We start from the raw sequence: 22,704 nt of genomic DNA on the forward strand, positions 1-22,704 counted from the left end.
TGGCAGAAGCCGCACCTATTGAAGAGACTTATCGTCTCAGTGATCCAAACATGGCCGTCACCTTGATGGGGGTTAATGATGAATATCTTCAGTTACTGTCAGAGAGTTTGAATGTGACCGTGACTGCCCGAGATACCACGATTCATATTTCTGGTCATGCGGACGATGTACACTTAGCAATGCAGGTTTTGGATGCACTCACGGGTGTCATTGGCGGGGATGTGCGCATCGGGGCCACTGATGTCATGAGTGCCATTAAGATGGCACAACGCGGTACGCTGGAATATTTTGGTGATCTCTATAAGGAAACATTGATTCGCGATGCCAAGGGTCGGGAAATTCGGGTCAAGACATTTGGTCAGCGTCAATATGTTCAAACCATTCGGCATAACGATATCACCTTCGGCATCGGTCCCGCCGGTACCGGGAAGACCTATCTGGCTGTTGCTCTGGCAGTAGCGGCGTTGAAAAACGGCAGTGTGGAGCGGATCATTTTAACCCGGCCAGCCGTTGAAGCCGGTGAATCACTGGGTTTTTTGCCCGGTGACTTAAAAGAAAAAGTGGATCCCTATTTACGGCCGATATACGATGCTCTGTATCAAATTATGGGCACCGATCAGACGAACCGAATGCTGGATCGTGGGGTCATTGAAATTGCCCCATTGGCCTACATGCGGGGCCGTACCCTGGATCAGGCATTCATCATCATGGATGAGGCGCAAAATGCGACGAAAGCCCAGATGAAGATGCTGCTGACGCGGCTTGGTTTTGATTCCAAAATGGTAGTGGATGGGGATGTCACCCAGATTGATCTGCCCCGGAATTCGGCCAGCGGCTTGCTGAGTGCAGAATCAATTTTGCACGATATTCCCCATATTGGTTTTGTTCACTTTTCGTCGGCTGACGTCGTGCGGCATCCTGTCGTGGCCGCCATTATTGACGCTTATGCCGCACATGATATGCCGCAAGAAAATAACAACGGAGGAACTGCTCAGTGAATTTAGATGTCTATGACGACGATCACCTATTGACGCCGGAATCTCTGGCATTAGTCAAGGATTTGGTCCAATTTGCGGGTCACCAATTAAAGCTGAAAAACGATACGGAAATGTCGATTACCTTTGTGTCAAAGGAAAGAATCCGGGAAATCAACAATCAGTATCGTCATGTCGATCGGGCCACTGATGTGATCAGCTTTGCTATTGAAGATGGCGATGATGACAGTGTGTTTGGTGAACCCATTGAAGCGTTGGCTGATTTGCCCCGGAATATTGGTGATTTGTTCATTTCTCCAGAAATTGCCAAGGAGCAAGCCGAACGTTTCGGGCATTCCTTCCGTCGAGAACTCGGCTATACGACCGTCCACGGCTTCCTGCATCTCAATGGGTACGACCATATTAAGAAGGCAGATGAGGCCGTGATGATTCCCTTACAAGAAAAGATATTGGATGCTTATGGCCTCACCCGTTAAACAGACTGATAAGAATCACAGCTTTGCGCAATCATTAAGCCATGCTTGGGCGGGTGTTCGGATTGCTTTACGCGAAGAACGTAATTTGCGCCGTGATGCGGCGGGTTTTATTCTGGTCGCAGTGGCAGCTAGTGTTTTGCATGCCGGATTAGCCGATTGGTTATGGCTGATGGCGGCGGTATGGCTGGTGATTTTTGCTGAATTGAGTAATACCTTGATTGAGAATCTCGTGGATTTCGTTACCCGGGGTGCTTTTTCGCCCCAGGCCAAAAAAATCAAAGATTTGTCCGCCGGCATTGTATTGCTGACGGCTTTTTTCGCTGTGTTAGTCGGAATTGTGGTCTTTATCCCGCTGTTGTGGGCGGCATTTCATTAAAAAGGAGATTGACTATGCTGGCAGAAAAAGAGTTGATTCAAAGCGCCGTGGATGCCCGGAGACAAGCCTACGTTCCGTATTCTCACTTCGCCGTTGGAGCGGCGTTGGTGACGGCAGACGGCCATGTTTACCAGGGGTGCAATATCGAGAACTCCAGTTACGGATTGGCAAATTGTGCCGAGCGAACGGCAATATTTAAGGCGGTTAGTGAAGGACACCGGCACTTCAGCGAGTTGGTGGTTGTGGCTGATACGACTGATCCAGTGTCCCCGTGCGGGGCGTGTCGGCAGGTGCTCGCTGAGTTTGGGGAGCCAACCATGCCGGTATTGTTGACGAATTTACAAGGAAAAATTAAGAGAACGACGGTGGCGGAATTATTGCCATATGCGTTCACAGAGGAGCAGTTGCATCATGGACACTAAAGAAAAACAGTTTGTTTCGGGTTTTGTTGCCATTGTGGGACGGCCCAATGTCGGTAAGTCGACTTTAATGAATCGGCTCGTAGGCGAGAAAGTGGCGATTATGTCGGATAAGGCACAAACCACTAGAAACAAGATTCAGGGGATTTACACCACCGATCATTCCCAGATCGTCTTTGTGGATACGCCAGGGATTCACAAACCGAAAAATAAATTGGACGATTATATGGATGCCGCCGCTCTGTCGACTTTTTCCGAAGTGGATGCGATTCTGTTCATGGTGGCAGCCGATGACAAGATTGGCCCTGGTGATCGCTATATTATGAATTTACTGAGTCAAACCAAGACGCCGCTTTATTTGCTCGTCAACAAGATCGACTTGGTGCACCCCGATACATTACCGGAAATTGTGGCAAATTATACAGATGAACTGCATTTCACTGGGGTATATCCAATTTCGGCTACCCAAGGAAACAATGTCAGCGACATGCTAGCGGGATTGGAAAAACATCTGAATCCTGGGCCGCAATATTATCCAGAAGATCAAATCACGGATCATCCAGAATACTTTGTGGTCGCCGAATTGATTCGTGAGCAAGTCCTCCAACTAACTCGCCAGGAAATTCCTCACTCCGTAGCGGTGTTGGTGGATTCCATGAATTCGCGTATTGAGGGTAAGCTGCAAATTCATGCCACAATTTACGTAGAACGAGACTCTCAAAAGGGGATTGTGATCGGTGCTGGTGGCAAGATGATGAAACAGATGGGGATCAATGCCCGGCGGGAAATCGAAGCGCTCCTGGGTGAAAAGGTCAACTTGAAACTATGGGTCAAAGTACAGAAAAATTGGCGGGATGATCCGAAGTTTTTGAACCAATCTGGTTACAACATTAAGAAGTTAGAGTAAATGGCTGAAGCCGCCATTGATTTCACGGGCATCGTTGTCTCCCGCCAAAACTTTCGCGAACACGACGCCCTTGTCCGTTTTTTGACCAGTCAATATGGGTTTAAAACTTTCATCGCAAGGGGACTGAAACGTCCTAAAGCAAAACTTGCCGGCGTCACTTTGCCGTTTACGTTGGGCGATTATGTCGGGGTCGTGCGTGCTGCGGGACTTTCACAATTGCGGACGGCCAAGGGTACTCAATTATTCCGCCAGCCCATGGAGAATATCGTGACAAATGCCTATGCCACTTATATTTTTGATCTAATTCGGGCGGCATTCCCAGAAGGTCAGGCAATTCCCCGCTGGTATGACATCGGTAAAGCAGTTTTATTAGGGATGGATCGGGGACTCGATCCGGCCATTTTAGCCAACATCGTTGAGATTCAACTGTTGCCTGCTTTTGGGGTGGCTCCCCAGTTGCGGGTATGTGCGATTTGCGGGCGTGACGATCGACCCATGGACTACTCGGAAGGTGCAGGCGGCCTAATCTGCAACCGGCACTGGGCCCAAGAGCCATATCGATTTCATGCCAGTGCCAAAGCAATTTATTATTTGCGGCGTTTTTCTGTAGTCAACATCAACCAGGTGCAGTCCATCAACGTTAATGTACAAACTAAAGCGGAATTACGGACGATAATTGATCGTATTTACAGTGATACTGTGGGGACGTATCCCCGCTCTAAACGCTTCATTGACTCGCTGGGACAGTGGAACCAAGATTTTAAGCCGCTGAAACCGAGAAATGCGAGCAATGGTGAGCAAAGCAAATAAATGTATGCCGATAATTTTTATTATGTTAACTTCGACGACGAATTATGTGCCTTTTCAGAAAACCATCTTGTCTCCCGCAATCTTTTAGCGTATGATATCAGTGAATCATTCGTGAGGAACGGGTAAAGCAAGGTCAACTCAGCGAGAACGGAAAGGTGCAAGCCGTTCACGACCAGCGCACGGCACCCGGGAGCGAATCAAGAACGAAGCGCACAGGGCGCAGTCCTGTGAAGTAGGGTGGAACCGCGGTTAAAAGCCGTCCCTACACTACCATTTGGCGTAGTGTAGGGACGGTTTTTGTTTACCTTCAATGACCCTTGCACCATGCGGAAGAGGAGAAAGCAATGGCAAAAAAGTTGGATATTCAAGACATGATCTTGACCTTGCAGCGGTTCTGGGCCAGCAAGGGTTGTATGTTAATGGAGGCCTATGACGTCGAGAAGGGTGCGGGCACGATGAGTCCTTATACCTTCTTACGGGCAGTTGGTCCAGAACCATGGAACGCGGCTTATGTGGAACCCTCCCGGCGGCCAGCAGACGGCCGTTATGGTGAGAATCCGAACCGGTTGTATCAACACCACCAGTTCCAAGTCGTGATGAAGCCTTCACCGAAAGACATTCAAGAGTATTATTTGGATTCTTTACGGGCGCTGGGCATCGAACCATTGGAACATGACATTCGTTTCGTTGAAGACAATTGGGAAAACCCCTCCATGGGTTGTGCCGGTGTGGGCTGGGAAATATGGTTGGATGGAATGGAAGTATCACAGTTCACTTATTTCCAAGTCGTGGGTGGTTTGAATGTATCCCCAGTAACCAGTGAATTGTCCTATGGGATTGAGCGATTGGCTTCCTATATTCAGGATGTGAATTCTGTTTATGATCTGGAACGGGGCGACGGTGTTCTGTACGGTGATATTTTCAAAGAACCGGAATATGAGCATTCAAAATATGCCTTTGAAGAAAGCGACCAGAAAATGTTGTTCAATTTCTTCAATGACTATGAAAAAGAGGCCCATCGCTTGATCAAATTGGGTCTAGTTCACCCGGCTTATGATTATATCTTGAAGTGTTCCCACACCTTCAACTTGTTGGATGCGCGTGGTGCAGTATCGGTCACTGAACGGGCAGGATACATGGGTCGGATTCGACGTATGGCGCATCTTGTTGCCCAGGCATTCGTGGACGAACGAGAGAAGCGGGGCTTCCCGTTACTCAAGCATGCTCAGGAAAACGCATCACAAAAGGAGGCAGACTAACATGACCACGCACAATTACTTATTGGAAATTGGTTTGGAAGACATGCCGGCCCATGTGGTGACGCCTAGTATTCATCAGCTGCGGGACCGCATGGCCGCTTTTCTGAAGGATAATCGGTTAGCTTTTGCAGATATTCATGAATATGCCACACCGCGTCGCCTGGCTTTATTAGTCAGTGGTTTAGCGGATAAGCAGACCGACGAAAGCACTGAGAATCGTGGCCCGGCCATGAAGATTGCCCAAGATAAAGACGGCCAATGGACTAAAGCTGCCCAAGGGTTTGCCCGGGGCCAGGGCGGTTCTGTGGATGACTTGGAAGTACGCGACGTGAAGGGCACCCCTTATGTCTTTTACCAAAAGAATATTTCCGGTCAACCGGCGGCGCAGGTTTTGCCTAAGGTCACGGAAATCATTGAAGCCATGACTTTCCCGACCCGGATGCACTGGAACAGTTACGATTTTGAATACATTCGCCCGTTGCATTGGTTTGTGTCTCTGCTGGATGATACCGTCATTCCTTTCAAAGTGCTGGATATTGAAGCCGGTCGCACGACTCAAGGCCACCGCTTCTTAGGTGAACCAGTGGCACTAAAGAACGCCACAGACTACGAAACTGCACTGGCCAAACAATTTGTGATTGCCGACGAAGATAAACGCGGTGCACTGATCAAAGATCAAGTCACGCAGATTGCCAATGACCATGGCTGGCGGATCGTCATGAACCGGGATTTGTTTGAAGAAGTCACCAACCTGGTGGAATATCCCACTGCCTTTGCCGGTAAGTTTGACAAGAAGTATCTAGAATTACCCGATGCCGTTTTGATTACCTCAATGCGGGATAACCAACGTTATTTCTACGTGACGGACCACAATGGTGAATTACTGCCAGACTTTGTGGCCGTGCGTAACGGTAATACAGATCATTTGGAAAACGTCATCAAGGGTAACGAAAAAGTCCTGGTCGCTCGATTGGAAGATGCGGTGTTCTTCTATGAAGAGGACCAACAGCACACCATTGCGGATTACGTCGAGAAGTTGAAGACCGTGATGTTCCACGATAAGATTGGGACCATGTACGAGAAGATGCAGCGGGTGGCGGGCATCGCCCATTATCTTGGTGAACGCTTCGAATTGAGTGATGAAGAACTCACCGACTTGGATCGGGCAGCCCATATTTACAAGTTTGATTTGGTAACCAGCATGGTTGGCGAGTTCCCAGAATTACAGGGTACCATGGGAGAAATTTACGCTCAATTGCAAGGCGAGAAGCCCGCGGTGGCCCAGGCTATTCGGGAGCATTATATGCCGACTTCTGCAGACGGCAAGCTGCCTGAATCAAAGATTGGCAGCGTGCTGGCCATCGCAGATAAGATGGATACGATTATGACTTTCTTTGGTGCCGGTATGGTGCCCAGTGGGTCGAACGATCCCTATGCATTACGACGCCAAGCGTATGGTATTATTCGTATTCTGCAGGAACACCGCTGGCACTTCCCGTTACTGCGGATTCAAGCTGCAATCGTCAGCCAATTCCAGAAAAAGAATCAAGTCCCGCAGTTGAAATTGGATAAGATCAAAGGCTTAAACGATTTCTTCGTTGATCGGGTGAAACAGTTCTTCAGCACCAAAGATGCCCGGCATGACATTGTTGACGCTGTGACAGAGAACCAGGAAGTGGATCCGGAGGATATGTTTGCGGCGGCGCAGGTATTGACCCATGAAGCCAAGAAGGATACCTTCAAGGGGACCATCGAAGCATTGACGCGTGTATCTCATCTGGCCCGTAAAGCTAAAGACGAGGAGCCGGTCGTTGACCCCGCTCTGTTCCAAAACCCCTCGGAACAAAAGTTATATGATGCGGTGGAAAAGTTAAAAGTTGATGTTCCCAATTTGTCCATTGGCGATCTGTATCAACGGTTGCAAGAGCTTCGGCCAATCATTGATGCGTATTTTGACGAGAACATGGTGATGGACAAAGATCCAAAGATTCAAAACAACCGGTTGCAACAATTGCGCCAGATTCGGGAAATCGCCAAATTGTTTGGTAATTTGGATGGGTTGATTGTAAAATAAAAGCGACGCTTGTTTTTCGATGATGAAGCGGTGGGTTTGCCTGAGGCAGATCCGCCGCTTTTGCCACTCTGAGAAAGGAGAAAATATATGGCACAGCGTATCCCGGAACCAGTGATTGAAGATATTCGGCAGAAAGCCAATATTTTGGATATTGTGGGTCAGTATGTGCAGTTACGGAAACAAGGCCGCAATTATTTTGGTCTTTGTCCGTTTCATGAGGAAAAAACACCTTCTTTTTCGGTGGCGCCGGATAAACAGATTTTTCACTGCTTCAGTTGCGGCCGGGGGGGAAATGTCTTCAAGTTCATCATGGATATTGAGGATTTGTCTTTCCCCGAATCCGTGGCCAAAGTAGCAGAGATGATCGGGGAAAAATTACCCGATGAATATGTCGGTCAAGCAGCTCCGGCAGATCCAGAAATGGCTAATTTGCGGAAAATTCACACGCAAACGGCAGATTTTTTTCACCACATCTTGGTTAACACGAAGGTCGGTGAAACGGCGTTAGCGTATCTGCACGAGCGGGGAATGGCGGATGAATTGATCAACGATTTCAATATCGGTTTCGCCCCAGCGACAGGTGATGTATTGTGGCAGTATCTGCATGAACATTATGATGATGAATTGTTGCGTCAGTCTGGGTTGTTTAATGAAACAGATGACGGCCACTTGCGCGACCGGTTTTATAATCGGGTAATGTTCCCGGTGCGCGATCAAGGCGGCCAAGTGGTCGCATTTTCTGGTCGGATATTAACCAAGACGGAGAATGCGCCAAAATATCTGAATAGTCCAGAAACAAAACTCTTTGCCAAACGAGATATTTTGTTTAACCTGGATCAGGCCAAAAGTGTGATTCGGGATGACAAACGGGCCATTCTTTTTGAAGGTTTCATGGATGTCATCTCGGCCTTTGGCGCGGGCGTAAAAAACGGGGTTGCCTCCATGGGAACCAGCCTGACGGATCAGCAAATTTATGACTTGCGGCGCATCACGGATAGTTTAGTCATCTGTTACGATGGTGACGCCCCCGGAATTGCGGCAGCCAAGCGGGCCCTGAGTTTGTTGGCAGACGATAAGGGCTTCAATGTCAGCGTGGTGGTATTACCGGCGGGGATGGACCCGGACGAGTTTGTGCAAAAACGCGGAGCAGAGGCATTTCGCCAACAGTTGGCAGAACAACGCCTAACCCGTACTGGATTCGGGTTGCGGGAACTGGCCAGCCGCAGCGATCTGACGGGGGAAGCCGGCCGGGCAGATTTCACGGATGCGGCGTTGGCCGTTATTGCTCAGGATCCGTCACCAGTCGAGCGCGATGTGCATTTACGAAATTTAAGCAAACGGTTGGATGTCGATTTAGGGGCGTTACAGGCGTCACTGATTCAAGTCCAAGCGGAAATGCCCAAAAAACGGCCCCACCAGCAGCGCCACGCTCCAGCCGATGAACCGGCATTTGGTGCCCCCGTTCAAACTAGGCCACGGTTATCGTTGGTAGAACGGACTGAGCAAGATCTACTCGGATTAATGTTGGCTCATCCAGAAGTGGTGGATTTGGTCCAGAGTCAAAGCCAGGCAAATTTTGAATTTGTCGATGTGGATTACCAGGCGCTGTATCTGTTGTGGCAGGATTATTTGAGTGCTGGCCACAGTGCGGACGATTTGGCTGGATTCAACGATTATGTCCCGGAAAAAGAGAACGCGCTGTTGGCTCAAATTGAGATGCGGGAATTACCGGCGGATTACTCTGAAGATCAAATCGACGATTATTTGCACATTTTACAACGGCATCCTTTACACGCCCAGCTTCAGATGTTACAACAACAATTACGCCAAGCCCATGAAAATGGTGATGGCCCCGGAGAACTTGCGGCTGCCCAGCAAATCATTGCTATCCAGCAACGCTTGAAGGGCGGTTCTCCACAACAGTAAGTGTGCTTTTAATACACCACAAAACCAGTCGTTTACACAGTTGGTGACTGCCAATGCGTTATTTATAGGAGATTAATCGACTTGCATTCATGGCGGTTTTGGTGTACATTATATATGTGTCTTTTTATGCCCATTTTTAATGGAGGGGATTGCTGAATGGCAAAACAAACAAGTACGGTGTCCAAAAAGGAACTCAACAAGGCAGTTAAAGCCTTAGTCAAAGAATACCGACCCAAAAAGCAAATCACAAATGATGAACTTGTCGATAAAATTGTGAAACCCTTCAAACTCGAGGCCAACGACATTGATGATGTCATGCAAAAGGTCGAAGATAACGGCATTAGTATCGTGGACGAGAACGGCGAACCAGCCGAACGGAGTCTGAAGAAGGAAAAACAACCTACTAAGACTGAACTGCGTGATCTATCTGCGCCCACCGGCGTGAAGATCAATGATCCAGTGCGGATGTATTTGAAGGAAATTGGTCGGGTGCCTTTGCTGACAGCCGATGAAGAAGTTGAATTGGCGTTAAAGATCGAACAGGGTGACGAAGAGGCGAAGCAACGGTTAGCTGAAGCCAACTTACGGTTGGTGGTCTCCATTGCCAAGCGGTATGTCGGTCGGGGCATGCAGTTCTTGGATCTGATTCAGGAAGGGAACATGGGCCTGATGAAAGCAGTCGAGAAATTCGACTACAAGAAGGGGTTCAAGTTCTCCACTTATGCCACCTGGTGGATTCGGCAGGCGATTACCCGGGCCATTGCCGACCAAGCACGGACGATTCGAATTCCAGTACACATGGTGGAAACCATCAATAAACTGATTCGGATTCAACGGCAATTGTTGCAAGATTTAGGTCGTGAACCAACACCAGAAGAAATTGGTGCAGAAATGGATTTACCGACTGAAAAGGTCCGGGAAATTCTGAAGATTGCCCAAGAACCAGTTTCACTGGAGACACCTATCGGTGAAGAGGACGACTCTCACCTGGGGGACTTCATCGAAGATCACGATGCCACGAGTCCAGAAGAGCATGCTTCTAATGAACTGCTCAAGGAGCAATTGGAGGGTGTGCTGGATACACTGACTGACCGCGAGGAGAACGTTTTGCGGTTGCGGTTTGGTCTTGATGACGGCCGTACACGGACTTTGGAAGAAGTTGGCAAGGTGTTCGGGGTCACTAGAGAACGGATTCGACAGATTGAAGCCAAGGCGTTACGTAAATTACGGCATCCGTCTCGGTCAAAACAATTGAAGGATTTCTTGGATTAATGGTTTTTGATCAGAGTGCTGGCCAGTGATGGTCGGCACTCTTTTCTTTTTCTTTAAGGGATAATGCCCGATATTTGGTATAATGTCATGGAAAGGTAATATTTGAGAACGGGGGAATGTGAATGCTAGCAGAAGAGGCTTTGCAATCGGTGAGGCAAACTGCCCAGACATTGGCGATGACCGAAAGTCGTGTGCGTCGACTATCCGCCTACCTCGAAGAACAGGGCGTTGTGTTTCCCCGTAACGCCCGGCACGGTCGTTTGTATTCGGTGACCGTTCAACAGCAAATCAAACAAATCGGGCAGCTGATGGATATTGATCGTTTGCCAATGAAGGCTGCAGTGCGGATGGTTTTACCGGCAGCAGTGTCCGGGGACGATCCTGCATCCACATCGTTACAGGTCGCAGCGTTATCGGCCACCGTCCAATCGCAGCATGCAGAAATTACCCAGTTGCGGGAACTGGTGAACACCGTTGTCCAGCAAAATACACGCATTTTGGCAATGCTCCATGAAGCGGATCCGCATCTGACAGATCAGTCAGACAGCGATAATAAACGCGACGTCACGACACCGATGCCATCAATTACAGAGACTGATTCCGCACCCACGACGGTAGCTGCGGCCGATGTGGATACAGCGACAAGGAAATCACCGACACAATCTTATCTCAACCACAAAATGGATGATGTGGCGGTTGAGCATAATGCAACACCCAAAACATTAGCCCAGATGCAGTTGCCTGCCGAAGACCACCGGAAACCTAAGTGGTGGGAAAAATGGCGCTCATAGCAGAGAATTGCCACATTTTCTTTGGTTTTATGATAAAATATAAGTAAATAACTTGGTAACCACTGTTTTCTTTAGAAAATGGAGTGATCATAATGGATGATGATTATCAGCAACCGCCTGCTAGGCCGCTCTCGTGGCTCGTGATGGGATGGCTGTATAGCGCATTAGCTGTTTTCGCCTTTGGCGCTGTCGGCTATTTGGTACTTGTCCAACATTCAGGTTTGAATTTCACAGTACTCGCAGGAGCCGTATTGGCGACAATTGCGGCGACGGGTAACTGGATTGCATATTCTCACGACCGGCAGCTACAGGCCGTGCGTCGTTAGCATTTTGCCGTTCGACGTTTTGTCGAACGGCTTTTTTGACCAATTGATGAGTGTACCGACCATCGTTTGGTATACTGATAACAACATACGAATTTATAGAAAGCGGGCATGTTTTGTGACGCAGCATATTGCAAAATTGTTATCTGATCGGCTCACGATTGTTGCCGGGTTCGTACCGCAAGGAGCAATTGTGGCGGACATCGGCACAGATCATGCATATCTTCCGATCTATTTGGTTCATGAAGGCATTGCGCCCAAGGTAGTTGCCAGTGATGTGGGGGACGGACCGGTGGCCAGTGCCACCCGCAATGTGCGAGAAGCACAAGTGACTGCCCAAGTCAGTGTACGGGAAGGCGACGGCTTGGCAACTTTGACCGCGGATGATGCAGTAAATTGTGTCGTCATTGCCGGCATGGGCGGTGCCTTGATCACAGAAATACTTGATCGCGGACTGTCCCATTTACGGCATCAGGAACGTTTAATTCTCCAACCCAATGTGGGTGGCGATCGGGTACGAGAATGGCTGGCGGCCCATCAATATGGGATCAGCGCAGAACGGATCATTGACGATGACCATCACATCTACGAAATTATCGTGGCCGATCCAGTGCTGGAGACGGTGACTTTAGACCCGGCGGATGTATTAATGGGACCGCAACTGCGCCGTGAAAAGAATTCCGTGTGGCAAGCCTTTTGGCAAGAGCGGCATGAAAAGAATGAGAAACTGCTAAGCCAATTATCGGAGGCCCACAGTGACCAAAGAGAAAAAGTGGATGCCGTGCAAAGGGAACAGCAGATGATTGAGGAGGCTTTGAAGGCATGAGTCAGGTGACGGTTCAAGAGATTATCGATCGCAGTCAACAGTTTGCTCCCCAGTTCCTGCGAGAGGGTAATGATCCCACAGGATTTCAACTGGGCGATCGCACTGCCCCAGTTAAGCGTCTATTAGTGACGCTGGATGTCCGACCGGAAGTGGTTGATTACGCGATCGCCCAGCATGTCGACATGATCTGGGCCCATCACCCCATGATTTTTCATGCACCGCATAATCTTGATCTTGCTGATCCGCAAAATCGCATGTATGCCAAGTTGCTGACTCACGGAATTAGTGTTTTTGCGGCGCATACCAACCTTGATAAGGCCGTAGGCGGCATGAACGATTGGTTGGCGGCTGCGATTGGCCTGCATGATGTGCAGCCGTTTGCGCAGAGTAATGATGATCCCCTTGAAAAGTTGGTTGTCTTTACTCCTCAGACGAATGCCGAGTCCATGCGCCAAGCGTTAGCCCAGGCTGGTGCAGGTCAAATTGGCGATTACAGTGGGGCCTCTTTCAGCCATGATGGTGAAGGCCGATTTACCCCAGAGCAGGGGGCCCATCCAGCGATTGGCACCTTAGCAAAGCCGACAGTTGTGGCGGAAACCCGTATTGAAGTGATTTTCCCCCATTCGCGGCGAGATAAAGTCTTGCAGGCGATGTTGGCCATCCATCCATACGAAGAACCGGCGTACGATATTTTTCAAGAAGCCTACCCAGCGGCCCATACTGGGATTGGCCGGATCGGCGAACTGAGTTCTCCGTTGACTGTTAAAGCGTTGGCACTGCATATCAAAGATGTCTTTTCGTTACAGGGACTGCGGGTGGTGGCCAATGATTTGTCCCGGTCTGTACAAAGAATCGCGGTGGTCGGCGGCGATGGCGGTAAGTTTTTCCACCAAGCCCAGGCCGCCGGAGCCCAAGCTTTTGTGACCGGTGATGTGTATTATCACACCGGTCACGATATGTTAGCGGCTGATTTGCCCGTGATTGATCCGGGCCATCACATTGAAAGTATTGTGATTCCCCAGATGAGTGCCATGCTAGCCCAATGGTCCGCCGAAAATGACTGGCAGCTCACGGTGATTCCTTCACCATTGTCCACCGATCCTTTTACATTTTTATAGAAGAAAGCAGGCAATCAACTATGACTACGACTAAATATCCCACATTGATCCCCCGGTTCCTCCGGTATGTCAAAATCAATACCCGTTCAGATGAAAATTCGACAACGATTCCCAGCTCTGAGCGGGAGGTGAAGTTTCTTCAACAATTGGTCACTGAACTCAAGGAGATCGGCCTAACGGATGCTGTGTATCACGATGATAATGGGTATGTCACCGCCACAATTCCTAGCAATATTGACCGTACAGTCCCCACGATTGGTTTCTTAGCCCATGTGGATACTGCGGACTTCAATGCCGAGGGAGTCAATCCCCAAATCGTAAAAAATTATGATGGCCATTCTGTGATTCCTTTGGATAAGAAGGGGGAATACACCCTTGACCCGAAGGATTTTCCAGCGCTAAAAAAATATCAGGGCCATACGCTAATCACGACTGACGGATCGACTTTACTTGGATCAGATGATAAGTCCGGTGTAGCCGAAATATTTTCACTGGTCGAATATTTGTTGGCTCATCCAGAGATTGAGCATGGCGACATTCGCATTGGTTTCGGTCCGGACGAGGAAATTGGCACGGGCGCGGATCATTTCAAGGTGCCGCGATTTAATGCTGATTTTGCGTATACCGTAGACGGCGGTCCATTGGGTCAACTTGAATATGAGACCTTCTCAGCGGCTGCTTTGCATGTGGACATTAAGGGAAAAAATGTCCATCCTTCCACTGCGTATCACACGATGATCAATGCCATCCAATTGGGCATTGATTATCAAAATGCGCTGCCTCAGAATGAAGTGCCGGAAGAAACCAAAGACCGGGAAGGATTCTTCCACTTGTTGTCCTTTAACGGGACCCCAGATCATGCCGAATTGGACTATATCATCCGTGATTTCGAACGATCTGGTTTGACCGCTCGTAAAGAAAAGGCTCAGGCCATTGCGGATCAGTTGAATAGTCAGTTGGATGAACCTCGGGTGACAGTCGAGATGCATGATCAGTATTACAACATGATCGACGTGATGAAGGATCATATGGATGTGGTTAAACTGGCCGAACAAGCAATGCATAATCTGGATATCACGCCCGATGAAACACCTGTCCGGGGCGGGACGGATGGCTCAAAGATCTCTTTCATGGGTTTGCCCACGCCTAATCTGTTTGCCGGTGGTGAAAATATGCACGGTCGCTTTGAGTTTGTGTCTGAACAGACCATGGCTCAAGCTGTTGACGTATTGGTAGAAATCGTCAAATTAAATGCTGCTGACCATTAATCGGGCTAAGCACTGATTTGCGCACCGAGTCGCTGTGATTGGGTGCGCTTTTTTGTTGTATGCTAGAGACACTTAAAAAAGAGGACGAGGTGCGCCAAATGGAATATTTAACCGCGGGAGAATCCCATGGCCCGATGTTGACGGGCATTGTAAGCGGCTTGCCGGCAAATCTGCCGATTAGTATCGCCGCCATTAATCACCAGTTGGCGATTCGGCAGAATGGTTACGGTCGGGGCGGCCGGATGAAAATTGAACACGATACGGTGTCCATCACGGCTGGAATGCGTGCTGGGCTGACCACTGGCAGTCCGCTGGCGTTATTGATTCAAAACCGAGATTATCGCCATTGGGAAGAAATCATGGGTGCCACAGCGACCAATCCTAAACAGGAAAAAGTGGTCACCCGACCACGGCCCGGTCACGCGGACCTGGTGGGTGGCAAAAAGTATGACCAGGCGGATCTTCGCAATATTTTGGAGCGTGCCAGTGCCCGCAGTACCGCGATGATTGTGGCGATTGGGAATGTTGCCGCGCAGTTGCTGGCCCAATTGAACATCCACGCCTTGGGTTTTGTCACTGGAATAGGCGGCCATCAGCTTACAGACTGGCCGGCAGAATCGATTAGCGACTTAACGGAAAAGGTCGAGCAGAATGATTTGCGGTTGCCTGACCCCGGTCAACTAACCGCGTATCACACCGTGGTTGATGCCGCCCGAGCGGCGCATACAACCATTGGCGGCCAAATCGATGTGCGTGTGGAGGGATTAGTTCCCGGGCTTGGCTCGATGCAGAATTGGGCCCAACGGTTAGATGGTAAATTAGCGGGGGCGCTAGTCCGCATTCCGGCAATCAAGGCTGTTAGTTTCGGAGATGGAGTTACTCTGGGTGAGATGTCGGGCGCTATCGCTCAAGATGATATTACGTGGACTCCTACGCAAGGCTATGGGCGGTCGACGAACCACCTGGGTGGTTTAGAAGGCGGCATGACGAATGGCCAACCACTTCTGATCCATGCCACGATGAAGCCTATCCCGACGCAGCCAAGAGGTTTGCCGACAATCGACATTCATACCCATACGCCCACCCAAGCGGTCAATGAACGCGCCGATGTCACCGCGGTACCGGCCGCCAGTTTAGTAGCTCAGGCCATGGTCCAAATCACCTTGGCCCAAGAGATTTTAGATGAATTCAGTAGTGCGACATTGGCCGATTTACAGGCCAGTTATCAAGATTTTGGTACGCGTCAATGGGATCGGAGGAACAGTTAGATGACATATACCATTCAAGGATCTATTCGTTTTCCAGGAGATAAAAGTATCGCGCATCGAGCACTGATGATTGGTGCGATTGCGGCTGGGGAGACCACCATCGATCATTTGCCTGATGGCGGTGATATCCAGACCACGATTGACGTATTGGCCGCTTTGGGCGTCAATTTTGAACAAACCGGAACACATATGACGGTCCATGGACAAGGCGGATTTCATTGGCAGACACCCACAGCACCCCTGGCATTAAATAATTCTGGGACCACTACCCGATTATTATTGGGATTGCTGGCTTGCCCGCCGAGTACAATTTTATTGACTGGTGATCAATCCTTGAGTGCCCGGCCAATGGAGCGGATTGCAGGTCCTTTACGGCAAATGGGCACGCAAATTGCCACGACAGAGGGGCATCTCCCAATTCAAATCCACCCAGTGGCTAATCTCCACGGTGCTCATATTCATCTCACCGTCGCGAGTGCCCAGGTGAAAAGTGGTATTCTTTTTGCGGGCTTACAAGCCGACAGTGAAACGACGGTGACGGGCCCCGTGCACACGCGAGATCATACAGAACGCCTGTTGGCCAAGGCAGGGGCCAATGTGGTGCGGCAAGGATTAACTGTCCGCATACAACCACAAACGACGCCCCTGCAACCATTGACGATTGATTTGGCTAGTGATTTTTCCACCGCTGCTTTCTGGATCGTATTGGCCACGCTATTGCCAGATAGTCAGTTGCAATTGCCTAGTCTATCTTTGAACCCCACCCGCACCACCTTATTGGATATTTTGGCACGCATGGGCGGTGATTTTCAGGTAGTTGATTTTCCACGCACCGATGTGGCCGAACCCATGGGGACATTGCAAGTCCGGCAGCAGTCATTACAAAGTACGATTGTGGATGCCACAGAGAGTGCCCGGGCGATTGACGAGCTGCCGTTGTTAGCGTTGGCTGCCACGCAAGCCGAGGGAGAGACAGTGATTCAACATATTGGCGAGTTGCGGGTAAAAGAGTCAAACCGCATTGCCGCTACAGAGACAATTTTGCAGGCAGCTGGGGCCCACATTCGTCAGAATGGTGAAAATTGGCTGATTACTGGGCCAACGCCATTGAATATTCCCCAACACTGGCCACTGATCATGCCGGACCATCGGATGGCGATGCTCCAAATTGCCACTGGTTTAGTGGCGGGGGCTCCAGTGCCCACCACGGTACCGAATGTCGTGGCCGTTTCTTATCCAGAATTAACTTATGATCTGCAAAAGTTGGTGCAATTCCGATGAATTATCAATTAGTGTTGATTGGCTTTATGGGGGCCGGGAAAACGACATTGAGCCAAGCCCTGGGTCGAGCGAATGGACTGCCGGTGTTAGATACCGACGAATTAGTTACCCAACAGGCCCACATGCCCATTAATGAGATTTTTTCCCAAGAAGGAGAGGCGGGTTTCCGCCAACGAGAGCATCTCGCACTTTTACATGCGTTGACCAGCAAACCGGCAATTATTGCCACAGGTGGGGGAATCATCACCCAAGCCAATAATCGCCAAGTGTTGCAGTCTTTGACTGTTCCGGTGGTGTTGTTGACCGCTTCACCGGCCGAAATTAAGCGGCGTTTGGCCGGCACTACCGATCGCCCCCTCTTCAAAAAAGACTGGCCCAGTTTAATGGCAAAACGTAACGGTTGGTATACGGCCAGCGCCAATCGTGTCCTACCTACTACTGGTCGGGCAATTAGCGAACTGGTGCAAGAGTTGCAACACATTATGGAGGAGGTGTCCATTCATGACTAATCCTAACCGGTATCGGATCGTCCCCGTAGATAGTCAAAATTTTTGGGCTGTCATGGCGCTTCAGGTGGCGCCAGAACAAATCCATTTCATTGAGCCAAATTCAGTGTCGTTAGCAGAGGCTGCTTATGATCGCCGCTTTGACTGGCATCCTTATGCGTTGATGCAGGCCGATACAGTCGTCGGGTTCGCCATGGTGGGTGCCTGGGACCGCGAAGAACAATATATTTGGCTGGATCGATTGATGATCGATCGGCGTTATCAGCATCAGGGAATTGGCGGTATTTTTGTAGAACTTTTGATTCCATTCATCTTCGAACAGTGGCCGGTAAAGACCATCGTGCTTAGCTATGAACCAGAAAACATTCCAGCAGAACAGTTTTATTTTCGCCATGGCTTTCACGATGCTCATCGAGTTGATGAAAATAATGGTGAAAAAATCGCTGTCGTTGAAAAGGCACAATAGACCCGATACGGATCGGCAATGAACAAACGTCACCAAAACGTTGTGTGGCTGTCACATTTTTAACGTTTCAAACCGTTGACAATAATCGGTGTTAAGCCTAGGATTAAATACGGTTAGTTACTAAGTATGTTTTTTAGGAAAGGCAGGTGGGTTTTATGTCAGAGTCACATCGATCTTCTTCTAGTGGCGATGACCCTGCAAGTAGGCAGGGCTCAAAGAGCCAGTTTAGATATGCATTAGCCCACCTTATGTTCAACTGAGGAGTTGTTTTTTTGACGGAGCGAAAAGTTGAACGTGCCGTGCACTGTCTGGTCGATCAAAAGCCTTTTGATCTGGCAGACGGTGTGTTCCTAGGAGACTTGGAAGGTCCTCTCAGGGCGTTGATTCGTCGGGACTTTCCGAAGGCGACAAACCAAGACTTTATTTGTAGTGAGCATTTGGTTCATTATCGGTTACTGAAGATGGATCAGATGATAGCGAAGGACTATGAGCAAAACCACAAGCTGAATAAGAAGTTGACCCGCGTTATGCAGCGGGACACTTATAAAGTCGTGGATGTCCGTGAGCAATTGGAAGACTCACTTACATTTGGTCAGCGTGTTGCGGATGCTGTTGCGCACTTCGGGGGCAGTTGGCCGTTTATTATTACATTTGTTTCAATTATGGTCGTATGGATACTGGTCAATGGGTTACATTTGTTTGGTGTCCATTTCGATTCTTTCCCATTCATTTTACTTAATCTTTTTTTGAGTATGGTGGCTGCAATTCAAGCCCCATTGATTATGATGAGTCAGAATCGATCAGGAGAATATGATCGCATGGAATCACGCAACGATTACCATGTGAATCTGAAGTCAGAGGAAGAAATTCGGATGCTTCACTCCAAAATCGATCACATGATTCAGGAGGATACACCGAATCAGATGCAAATTGCTAAAATTCAGATGCAAATGCTGGGGTCCATTGAATCCCAGGTGGCAGAATTGCGGCGTTTACAGTCTGTGTTAGAGGCAACCGCTAAAGCGGACATGCCGGTGGATCAGACCGATGAACACAAGTCGACTAATGCAAACGTGAAATGACATAATAAAACGGGCATCTTACCGTGGTGGTAGGATGCCCGTTTTGTGCGCCCGTTTTAAAGATTGGGGTCGACTTGGAAACGCAGTGGGGACTCTTTTGTCGCATCGGTGATCATTTGAGCGATTAGTTTATCTGTAGCCTCACGGGCAATTGCGGCAGCTTGATGACTGGCTTCAGTCACAAGCTGACGCGGATCAGCCGCCGTAGCCAACTGTTTGTCAGTTTGAGCAATTAATCTCAAGTGTTTCGCAAACGTGTCGTCTTGTAAGACCTTTAAGGATTTTTTGGCCAAGCCAAAATGACGGTCGGCTAAAGTCCCAAGCAATTTATAGCGCCAATAAGCAGAATCTGAACTATAGGGGAGGGCACCGTGATGGTAGTCCTCCGGGGAATCTGTCATACCAGCATAGAAGGGCACATAAATACTTTCTGCAGCCACCCCCATTGCTAACCAATGGATCCCGGCGATGCTGTTATCCACTTGAGGGCGAAGTTGCAGCAAGTGGGACTCTTGGGTATTGGCTAAACTGATTGGTCGATACTTATGCGCCTGTGGACCGTTGGCAGCCGGATCAAAGGGAGTCTGTTCAAAATGATTACTCAAAAAGCGCATCGCATCATCAATTTGAATTGGCTTATCGGGATGCTGCAACCAAGGAAGGTCAGTTTCGCCAAATTCGTAAAAAGTCGTATTGGGTGAAAACATTTGCTGACCGGCGACGACCCGCGGCCAATTATAGATAGCGTCTGATTCATCATTCGTGCCAAAGATTTCTCGGAAGACGAACGGGGTGTCCCGGGTCCATAAATGATGGCTTTCCGCAAACTCTGCAATGGTCGGGTTGAACATAAAATTGTCCGTATCCTCGAAATCAATCTCCTCAATTGTTAACTCGTTGGCAATAACGGCATAATTATCGTCTGGAATGCGGGCGGCGACCCACTGGTGACCAGAGCCAGTTTCCATATACCACGCCTCCTGCTGATCCGCAAACAGAATTCCATTGCTTTCACTGGTACCGTACTCGGCGACAATTTGACCTAGCCGCGCCACCCCTTCTCGGGCACTGTGAATGTACGGTAAGACAACAGTCACCATCGCTTCTTCTCCGATGCCTTTGGGATTCAAAGGATCGTAAGCGAGGACCCGAGGATTGGCATAAGCACTTTCGGTGGCACTCATCGCCACCCCGTAACCATTGATCCCGTCTTCGGCAAAGACTCCATACTCGTCTGTCCATTCCGGAGTGGCCGTGTAGCGGACACCGGTTTCAGGAATATCCAGGGTAAAACCGGTGTCTTTTGACGTGAATGTGTAGGGTGCTGGTGCGGGCATTTGTTGGAAATGCTTCGGCCAGGCTGGTTTGCTATCTTCATTTCGGCCAATGATGACCGATCCATCGGCACTGGCGTCTTTACCGATCAAGATGCTGGTACATGCCCGCATCATCTGTTCTTCTCGTGTTGTCATCAACTTCACTACTCCTTGTGTTTTCTAATTAGTTCCCATTATAATAGACCCATCTTGCAGAAAGAAGGGAATAATATGCCCTTGGTCCATATCGATTTGCTGGGTGGCCGTTCAGAGACTCAGTTGCATCAGTTGGTTAAAGACGTCACCGCAGCCATTGTGAAAAACACCGGCGCTCCTGCGGAACATGTCCACATTGTCCTCAACGAGATGGCGGACAACCGCTATTCCGTTGGCGGCGTGATGAAAGACGAAGAAAAGTAATCGTTGATCAAAAACAGGAACCGGACACGCAGAAAATGCTGTCCGGTTCCTGTTTTTTAGGCATTCATTTGGGCCGCCAGATGGAGATAGCTGGTTAAGTAATCAGCGACACCATTTTGATCATTTGTTAATGGGGTAATATCGTTCGCCACGGCCTTAACGGCTGCAGAACCATTGGCCATAGCCACACCCCAGCCCACATGGTTCAACATGTGCAAATCATTAAACTCATCACCAAACGCGATAATATCATCATTGGCAATGTGATAATACCGGGCCAGGTAATCAATCCCCGTCGTTTTTTCAATACCAGCGTGGATGATTTCCAATACACTCAAATCAGAATTCTCTGGACCACCCCAGGTATTGACATTCACACTCGGAAAATCGTTCATGATCTCCTGAGCCATATTAACGCCTGCCTGTGTCGGAATGACCACCATCAATGAAGTGGGCACCGCCGGCAGGGTGGCGGGTGTCAAAACCCGATTTTCTGCCACCGACATAGGCAAGGTATCCATTAATTCCGGTTTGTCTGTGTCCACAAACATCATGTTTTTGCCTTCCGCGGCGACTAATTGGATATGGTACCGATCGCGCATGGCCAAAATCTCGTCCACAGCCTGCATAGGCAGACGCCGCTCATATTCACCGGCCCACCGTTGATGGGGAATATGCACGAGCGCACCGTTGAAGTTAATCATTGGAGTCGTCAAGCCCAGTGTATCGTAATATTGTACGCTGACCCCATACGGCCGACCGGTGGCGATCGTGACAATATGCCCCGCTGCACTGGCGGCCTGTAATACTTGCCGGGTCTGGGCGGAAATTTGCGACGCAGAATTGAGCGTCGTTCCGTCAAGATCCAATGCAATCAGTTTTCTTGTCATCAATAACCACCTGCTTCCTTTTGTTATTAACTCAATAGTGTACCAGACCAATCAGTAAATGTCACTTAAAATGCTCAGTGGAATGCAAGGTGGAGGTATTAAAACCGCTGATAGTTCCCAATAATAGTCGCTTGGGGTGCGGTTCTGTAGTCATCGCTCAATATTGTTGCCGTTTCAGCGCTTCTGGTTAAGCTGAATACCCGTATGGACGAGAGGTGAGTCTGCTAACGGTGTATGATGGTGTCAAGGAGTTGATGGATATGATTTGGTTGTGGGTGCATTTAGCGGCTTGGCTAATTTTAGCAGTCGTGGTCGCGATTGGTCTCTTGGGGAAAGCAGACAAACTAACCCCTTGGGCGATGACCGCTCGCTTGTTATATGTGGTGTCAATTATTAGCGGGGTCATATTGTTGCTACGGGTGTGGTCGTATAATCCTGTGGGCAGTGCGATCAAAGTTGTTTTGGCACTGGTGCTGATTGCTGTGATCGAAATTGCATTTGCCCGCAAACAGCGGCAGCAATTACCGGCTAACATGCTTTGGCTGGTATTTGGTTGTTGCTTAATTGTTGGTATTTTTGGCCTGTGGTTAGCGCAAGGCAGGCCATTTATTGGGTAAAGTGACCTTGACCAATGC

24 protein-coding genes are annotated in these 22,704 nt (G+C 49.1%); 22 read left to right on the forward strand and 2 right to left on the reverse strand.

The genetic code is table 11. The annotated features are described in order from the left end of the window. Window positions 1-50: 50 nt before the first annotated feature. From FD09_RS08010 to FD09_RS08105, 20 genes are all read left to right on the forward strand, one after another. Window positions 51-998, forward strand: a complete 948-nt coding sequence (locus FD09_RS08010) for a PhoH family protein (RefSeq protein ID WP_157053729.1) — start codon at window positions 51-53, stop codon at window positions 996-998. Then, window positions 995-1,471: an rRNA maturation RNase YbeY gene (ybeY, locus tag FD09_RS08015; protein ID WP_057820131.1), complete on the forward strand. Its 477-nt coding sequence runs from the start codon at window positions 995-997 to the stop codon at window positions 1,469-1,471. Before FD09_RS08010 ends, ybeY begins: the two co-directional genes overlap by 4 nt. Continuing rightward, window positions 1,455-1,847 (forward strand): diacylglycerol kinase family protein, encoded by a 393-nt coding sequence (locus tag FD09_RS08020; protein ID WP_162261492.1) that lies wholly within the window; start codon window positions 1,455-1,457, stop codon window positions 1,845-1,847. The genes ybeY and FD09_RS08020 overlap by 17 nt, the downstream gene beginning before the upstream one ends. 17 nt (window positions 1,848-1,864) lie before the next feature. After that, complete coding sequence (locus FD09_RS08025) at window positions 1,865-2,269, forward strand: cytidine deaminase (protein ID WP_162261494.1); 405 nt, start codon at window positions 1,865-1,867, stop codon at window positions 2,267-2,269. Continuing rightward, entirely contained in the window at window positions 2,259-3,173 is a 915-nt protein-coding gene (gene era, locus FD09_RS08030) for a GTPase Era (RefSeq protein WP_057820137.1), read from the forward strand. Before FD09_RS08025 ends, era begins: the two co-directional genes overlap by 11 nt. Beyond that, window positions 3,174-3,983 carry a DNA repair protein RecO gene (gene recO, locus FD09_RS08035; RefSeq protein WP_057820139.1) on the forward strand — a complete coding sequence of 270 codons (810 nt, stop codon included), beginning with the start codon at window positions 3,174-3,176 and terminating at the stop codon, window positions 3,981-3,983. A gap of 344 nt (window positions 3,984-4,327) precedes the next feature. Then, window positions 4,328-5,242 (forward strand): glycine--tRNA ligase subunit alpha, encoded by a 915-nt coding sequence (glyQ, locus tag FD09_RS08040; RefSeq protein ID WP_057820140.1) that lies wholly within the window; start codon window positions 4,328-4,330, stop codon window positions 5,240-5,242. 1 nt (window position 5,243) lies between these two features. Continuing rightward, complete coding sequence (gene glyS / locus FD09_RS08045; RefSeq protein ID WP_057820142.1) at window positions 5,244-7,316, forward strand: glycine--tRNA ligase subunit beta; 2,073 nt, start codon at window positions 5,244-5,246, stop codon at window positions 7,314-7,316. Window positions 7,317-7,403: 87 nt separating this feature from the next. Next, window positions 7,404-9,242 carry a DNA primase gene (gene dnaG / locus FD09_RS08050; protein WP_057820144.1) on the forward strand — a complete coding sequence of 613 codons (1,839 nt, stop codon included), beginning with the start codon at window positions 7,404-7,406 and terminating at the stop codon, window positions 9,240-9,242. A 156-nt stretch (window positions 9,243-9,398) separates the two neighbouring features. After that, window positions 9,399-10,514, forward strand: coding sequence for an RNA polymerase sigma factor RpoD (gene rpoD / locus FD09_RS08055; RefSeq protein WP_057820146.1), 1,116 nt, complete (start codon window positions 9,399-9,401; stop codon window positions 10,512-10,514). A 122-nt stretch (window positions 10,515-10,636) separates the two neighbouring features. Continuing rightward, complete coding sequence (locus tag FD09_RS08060; RefSeq protein ID WP_057820148.1) at window positions 10,637-11,305, forward strand: hypothetical protein; 669 nt, start codon at window positions 10,637-10,639, stop codon at window positions 11,303-11,305. 92 nt (window positions 11,306-11,397) lie between these two features. Continuing rightward, a complete protein-coding gene (locus FD09_RS08065) occupies window positions 11,398-11,631 on the forward strand; it encodes a hypothetical protein (protein WP_057820150.1) in 234 nt (77 codons plus the stop codon). Window positions 11,632-11,746: 115 nt separating this feature from the next. Continuing rightward, window positions 11,747-12,454, forward strand: a complete 708-nt coding sequence (locus tag FD09_RS08070; RefSeq protein ID WP_057820152.1) for a tRNA (adenine(22)-N(1))-methyltransferase — start codon at window positions 11,747-11,749, stop codon at window positions 12,452-12,454. Then, the gene (locus tag FD09_RS08075; protein ID WP_057820154.1) at window positions 12,451-13,572 is read left to right on the forward strand and encodes a Nif3-like dinuclear metal center hexameric protein; all 1,122 of its coding nucleotides are present in this window, start codon (window positions 12,451-12,453) and stop codon (window positions 13,570-13,572) included. The genes FD09_RS08070 and FD09_RS08075 overlap by 4 nt, the downstream gene beginning before the upstream one ends. 20 nt (window positions 13,573-13,592) lie before the next feature. Beyond that, window positions 13,593-14,840, forward strand: coding sequence for a peptidase T (pepT, locus tag FD09_RS08080; protein ID WP_057820156.1), 1,248 nt, complete (start codon window positions 13,593-13,595; stop codon window positions 14,838-14,840). Between the two features lie 98 nt (window positions 14,841-14,938). After that, window positions 14,939-16,108, forward strand: coding sequence for a chorismate synthase (gene aroC, locus FD09_RS08085; protein ID WP_057820158.1), 1,170 nt, complete (start codon window positions 14,939-14,941; stop codon window positions 16,106-16,108). Next, window positions 16,109-17,389 carry a 3-phosphoshikimate 1-carboxyvinyltransferase gene (gene aroA, locus FD09_RS08090; RefSeq protein ID WP_057820160.1) on the forward strand — a complete coding sequence of 427 codons (1,281 nt, stop codon included), beginning with the start codon at window positions 16,109-16,111 and terminating at the stop codon, window positions 17,387-17,389. It begins immediately after the preceding gene. Beyond that, on the forward strand, window positions 17,386-17,898 hold the full coding sequence (locus FD09_RS08095; protein WP_057820162.1) for a shikimate kinase: 513 nt from the start codon (window positions 17,386-17,388) through the stop codon (window positions 17,896-17,898). The genes aroA and FD09_RS08095 overlap by 4 nt, the downstream gene beginning before the upstream one ends. Beyond that, a complete protein-coding gene (locus FD09_RS08100) occupies window positions 17,891-18,361 on the forward strand; it encodes a GNAT family N-acetyltransferase (RefSeq protein WP_057820165.1) in 471 nt (156 codons plus the stop codon). Before FD09_RS08095 ends, FD09_RS08100 begins: the two co-directional genes overlap by 8 nt. Before the next feature lie 272 nt (window positions 18,362-18,633). Then, window positions 18,634-19,443: a DUF1003 domain-containing protein gene (locus FD09_RS08105; protein ID WP_057820167.1), complete on the forward strand. Its 810-nt coding sequence runs from the start codon at window positions 18,634-18,636 to the stop codon at window positions 19,441-19,443. A gap of 56 nt (window positions 19,444-19,499) precedes the next feature. On the opposite strand, the gene FD09_RS08110 is transcribed toward FD09_RS08105, so the two are convergent. Next, entirely contained in the window at window positions 19,500-20,915 is a 1,416-nt protein-coding gene (locus FD09_RS08110; RefSeq protein WP_057820169.1) for a C69 family dipeptidase, read from the reverse strand. 75 nt (window positions 20,916-20,990) lie between these two features. Here FD09_RS08110 and FD09_RS08115 point away from each other — a divergent pair, with 75 nt between their 5' ends. Continuing rightward, on the forward strand, window positions 20,991-21,179 hold the full coding sequence (locus FD09_RS08115) for a 2-hydroxymuconate tautomerase (protein ID WP_057820171.1): 189 nt from the start codon (window positions 20,991-20,993) through the stop codon (window positions 21,177-21,179). A gap of 56 nt (window positions 21,180-21,235) precedes the next feature. Here FD09_RS08115 and FD09_RS08120 read toward each other — a convergent pair whose 3' ends face one another. Continuing rightward, the gene (locus FD09_RS08120) at window positions 21,236-22,069 is read right to left on the reverse strand and encodes a Cof-type HAD-IIB family hydrolase (protein ID WP_057820173.1); all 834 of its coding nucleotides are present in this window, start codon (window positions 22,067-22,069) and stop codon (window positions 21,236-21,238) included. 260 nt (window positions 22,070-22,329) lie between these two features. Between FD09_RS08120 and FD09_RS08125 the strand changes: the two genes are divergently transcribed. Next, a complete protein-coding gene (locus tag FD09_RS08125; protein WP_057820229.1) occupies window positions 22,330-22,686 on the forward strand; it encodes a DUF1516 family protein in 357 nt (118 codons plus the stop codon). Window positions 22,687-22,704: the final 18 nt, after the last annotated feature.

Source organism: Schleiferilactobacillus perolens DSM 12744, from assembly GCF_001435585.1.
Classification (GTDB): Bacteria; Bacillota; Bacilli; order Lactobacillales; family Lactobacillaceae; genus Schleiferilactobacillus; species Schleiferilactobacillus perolens.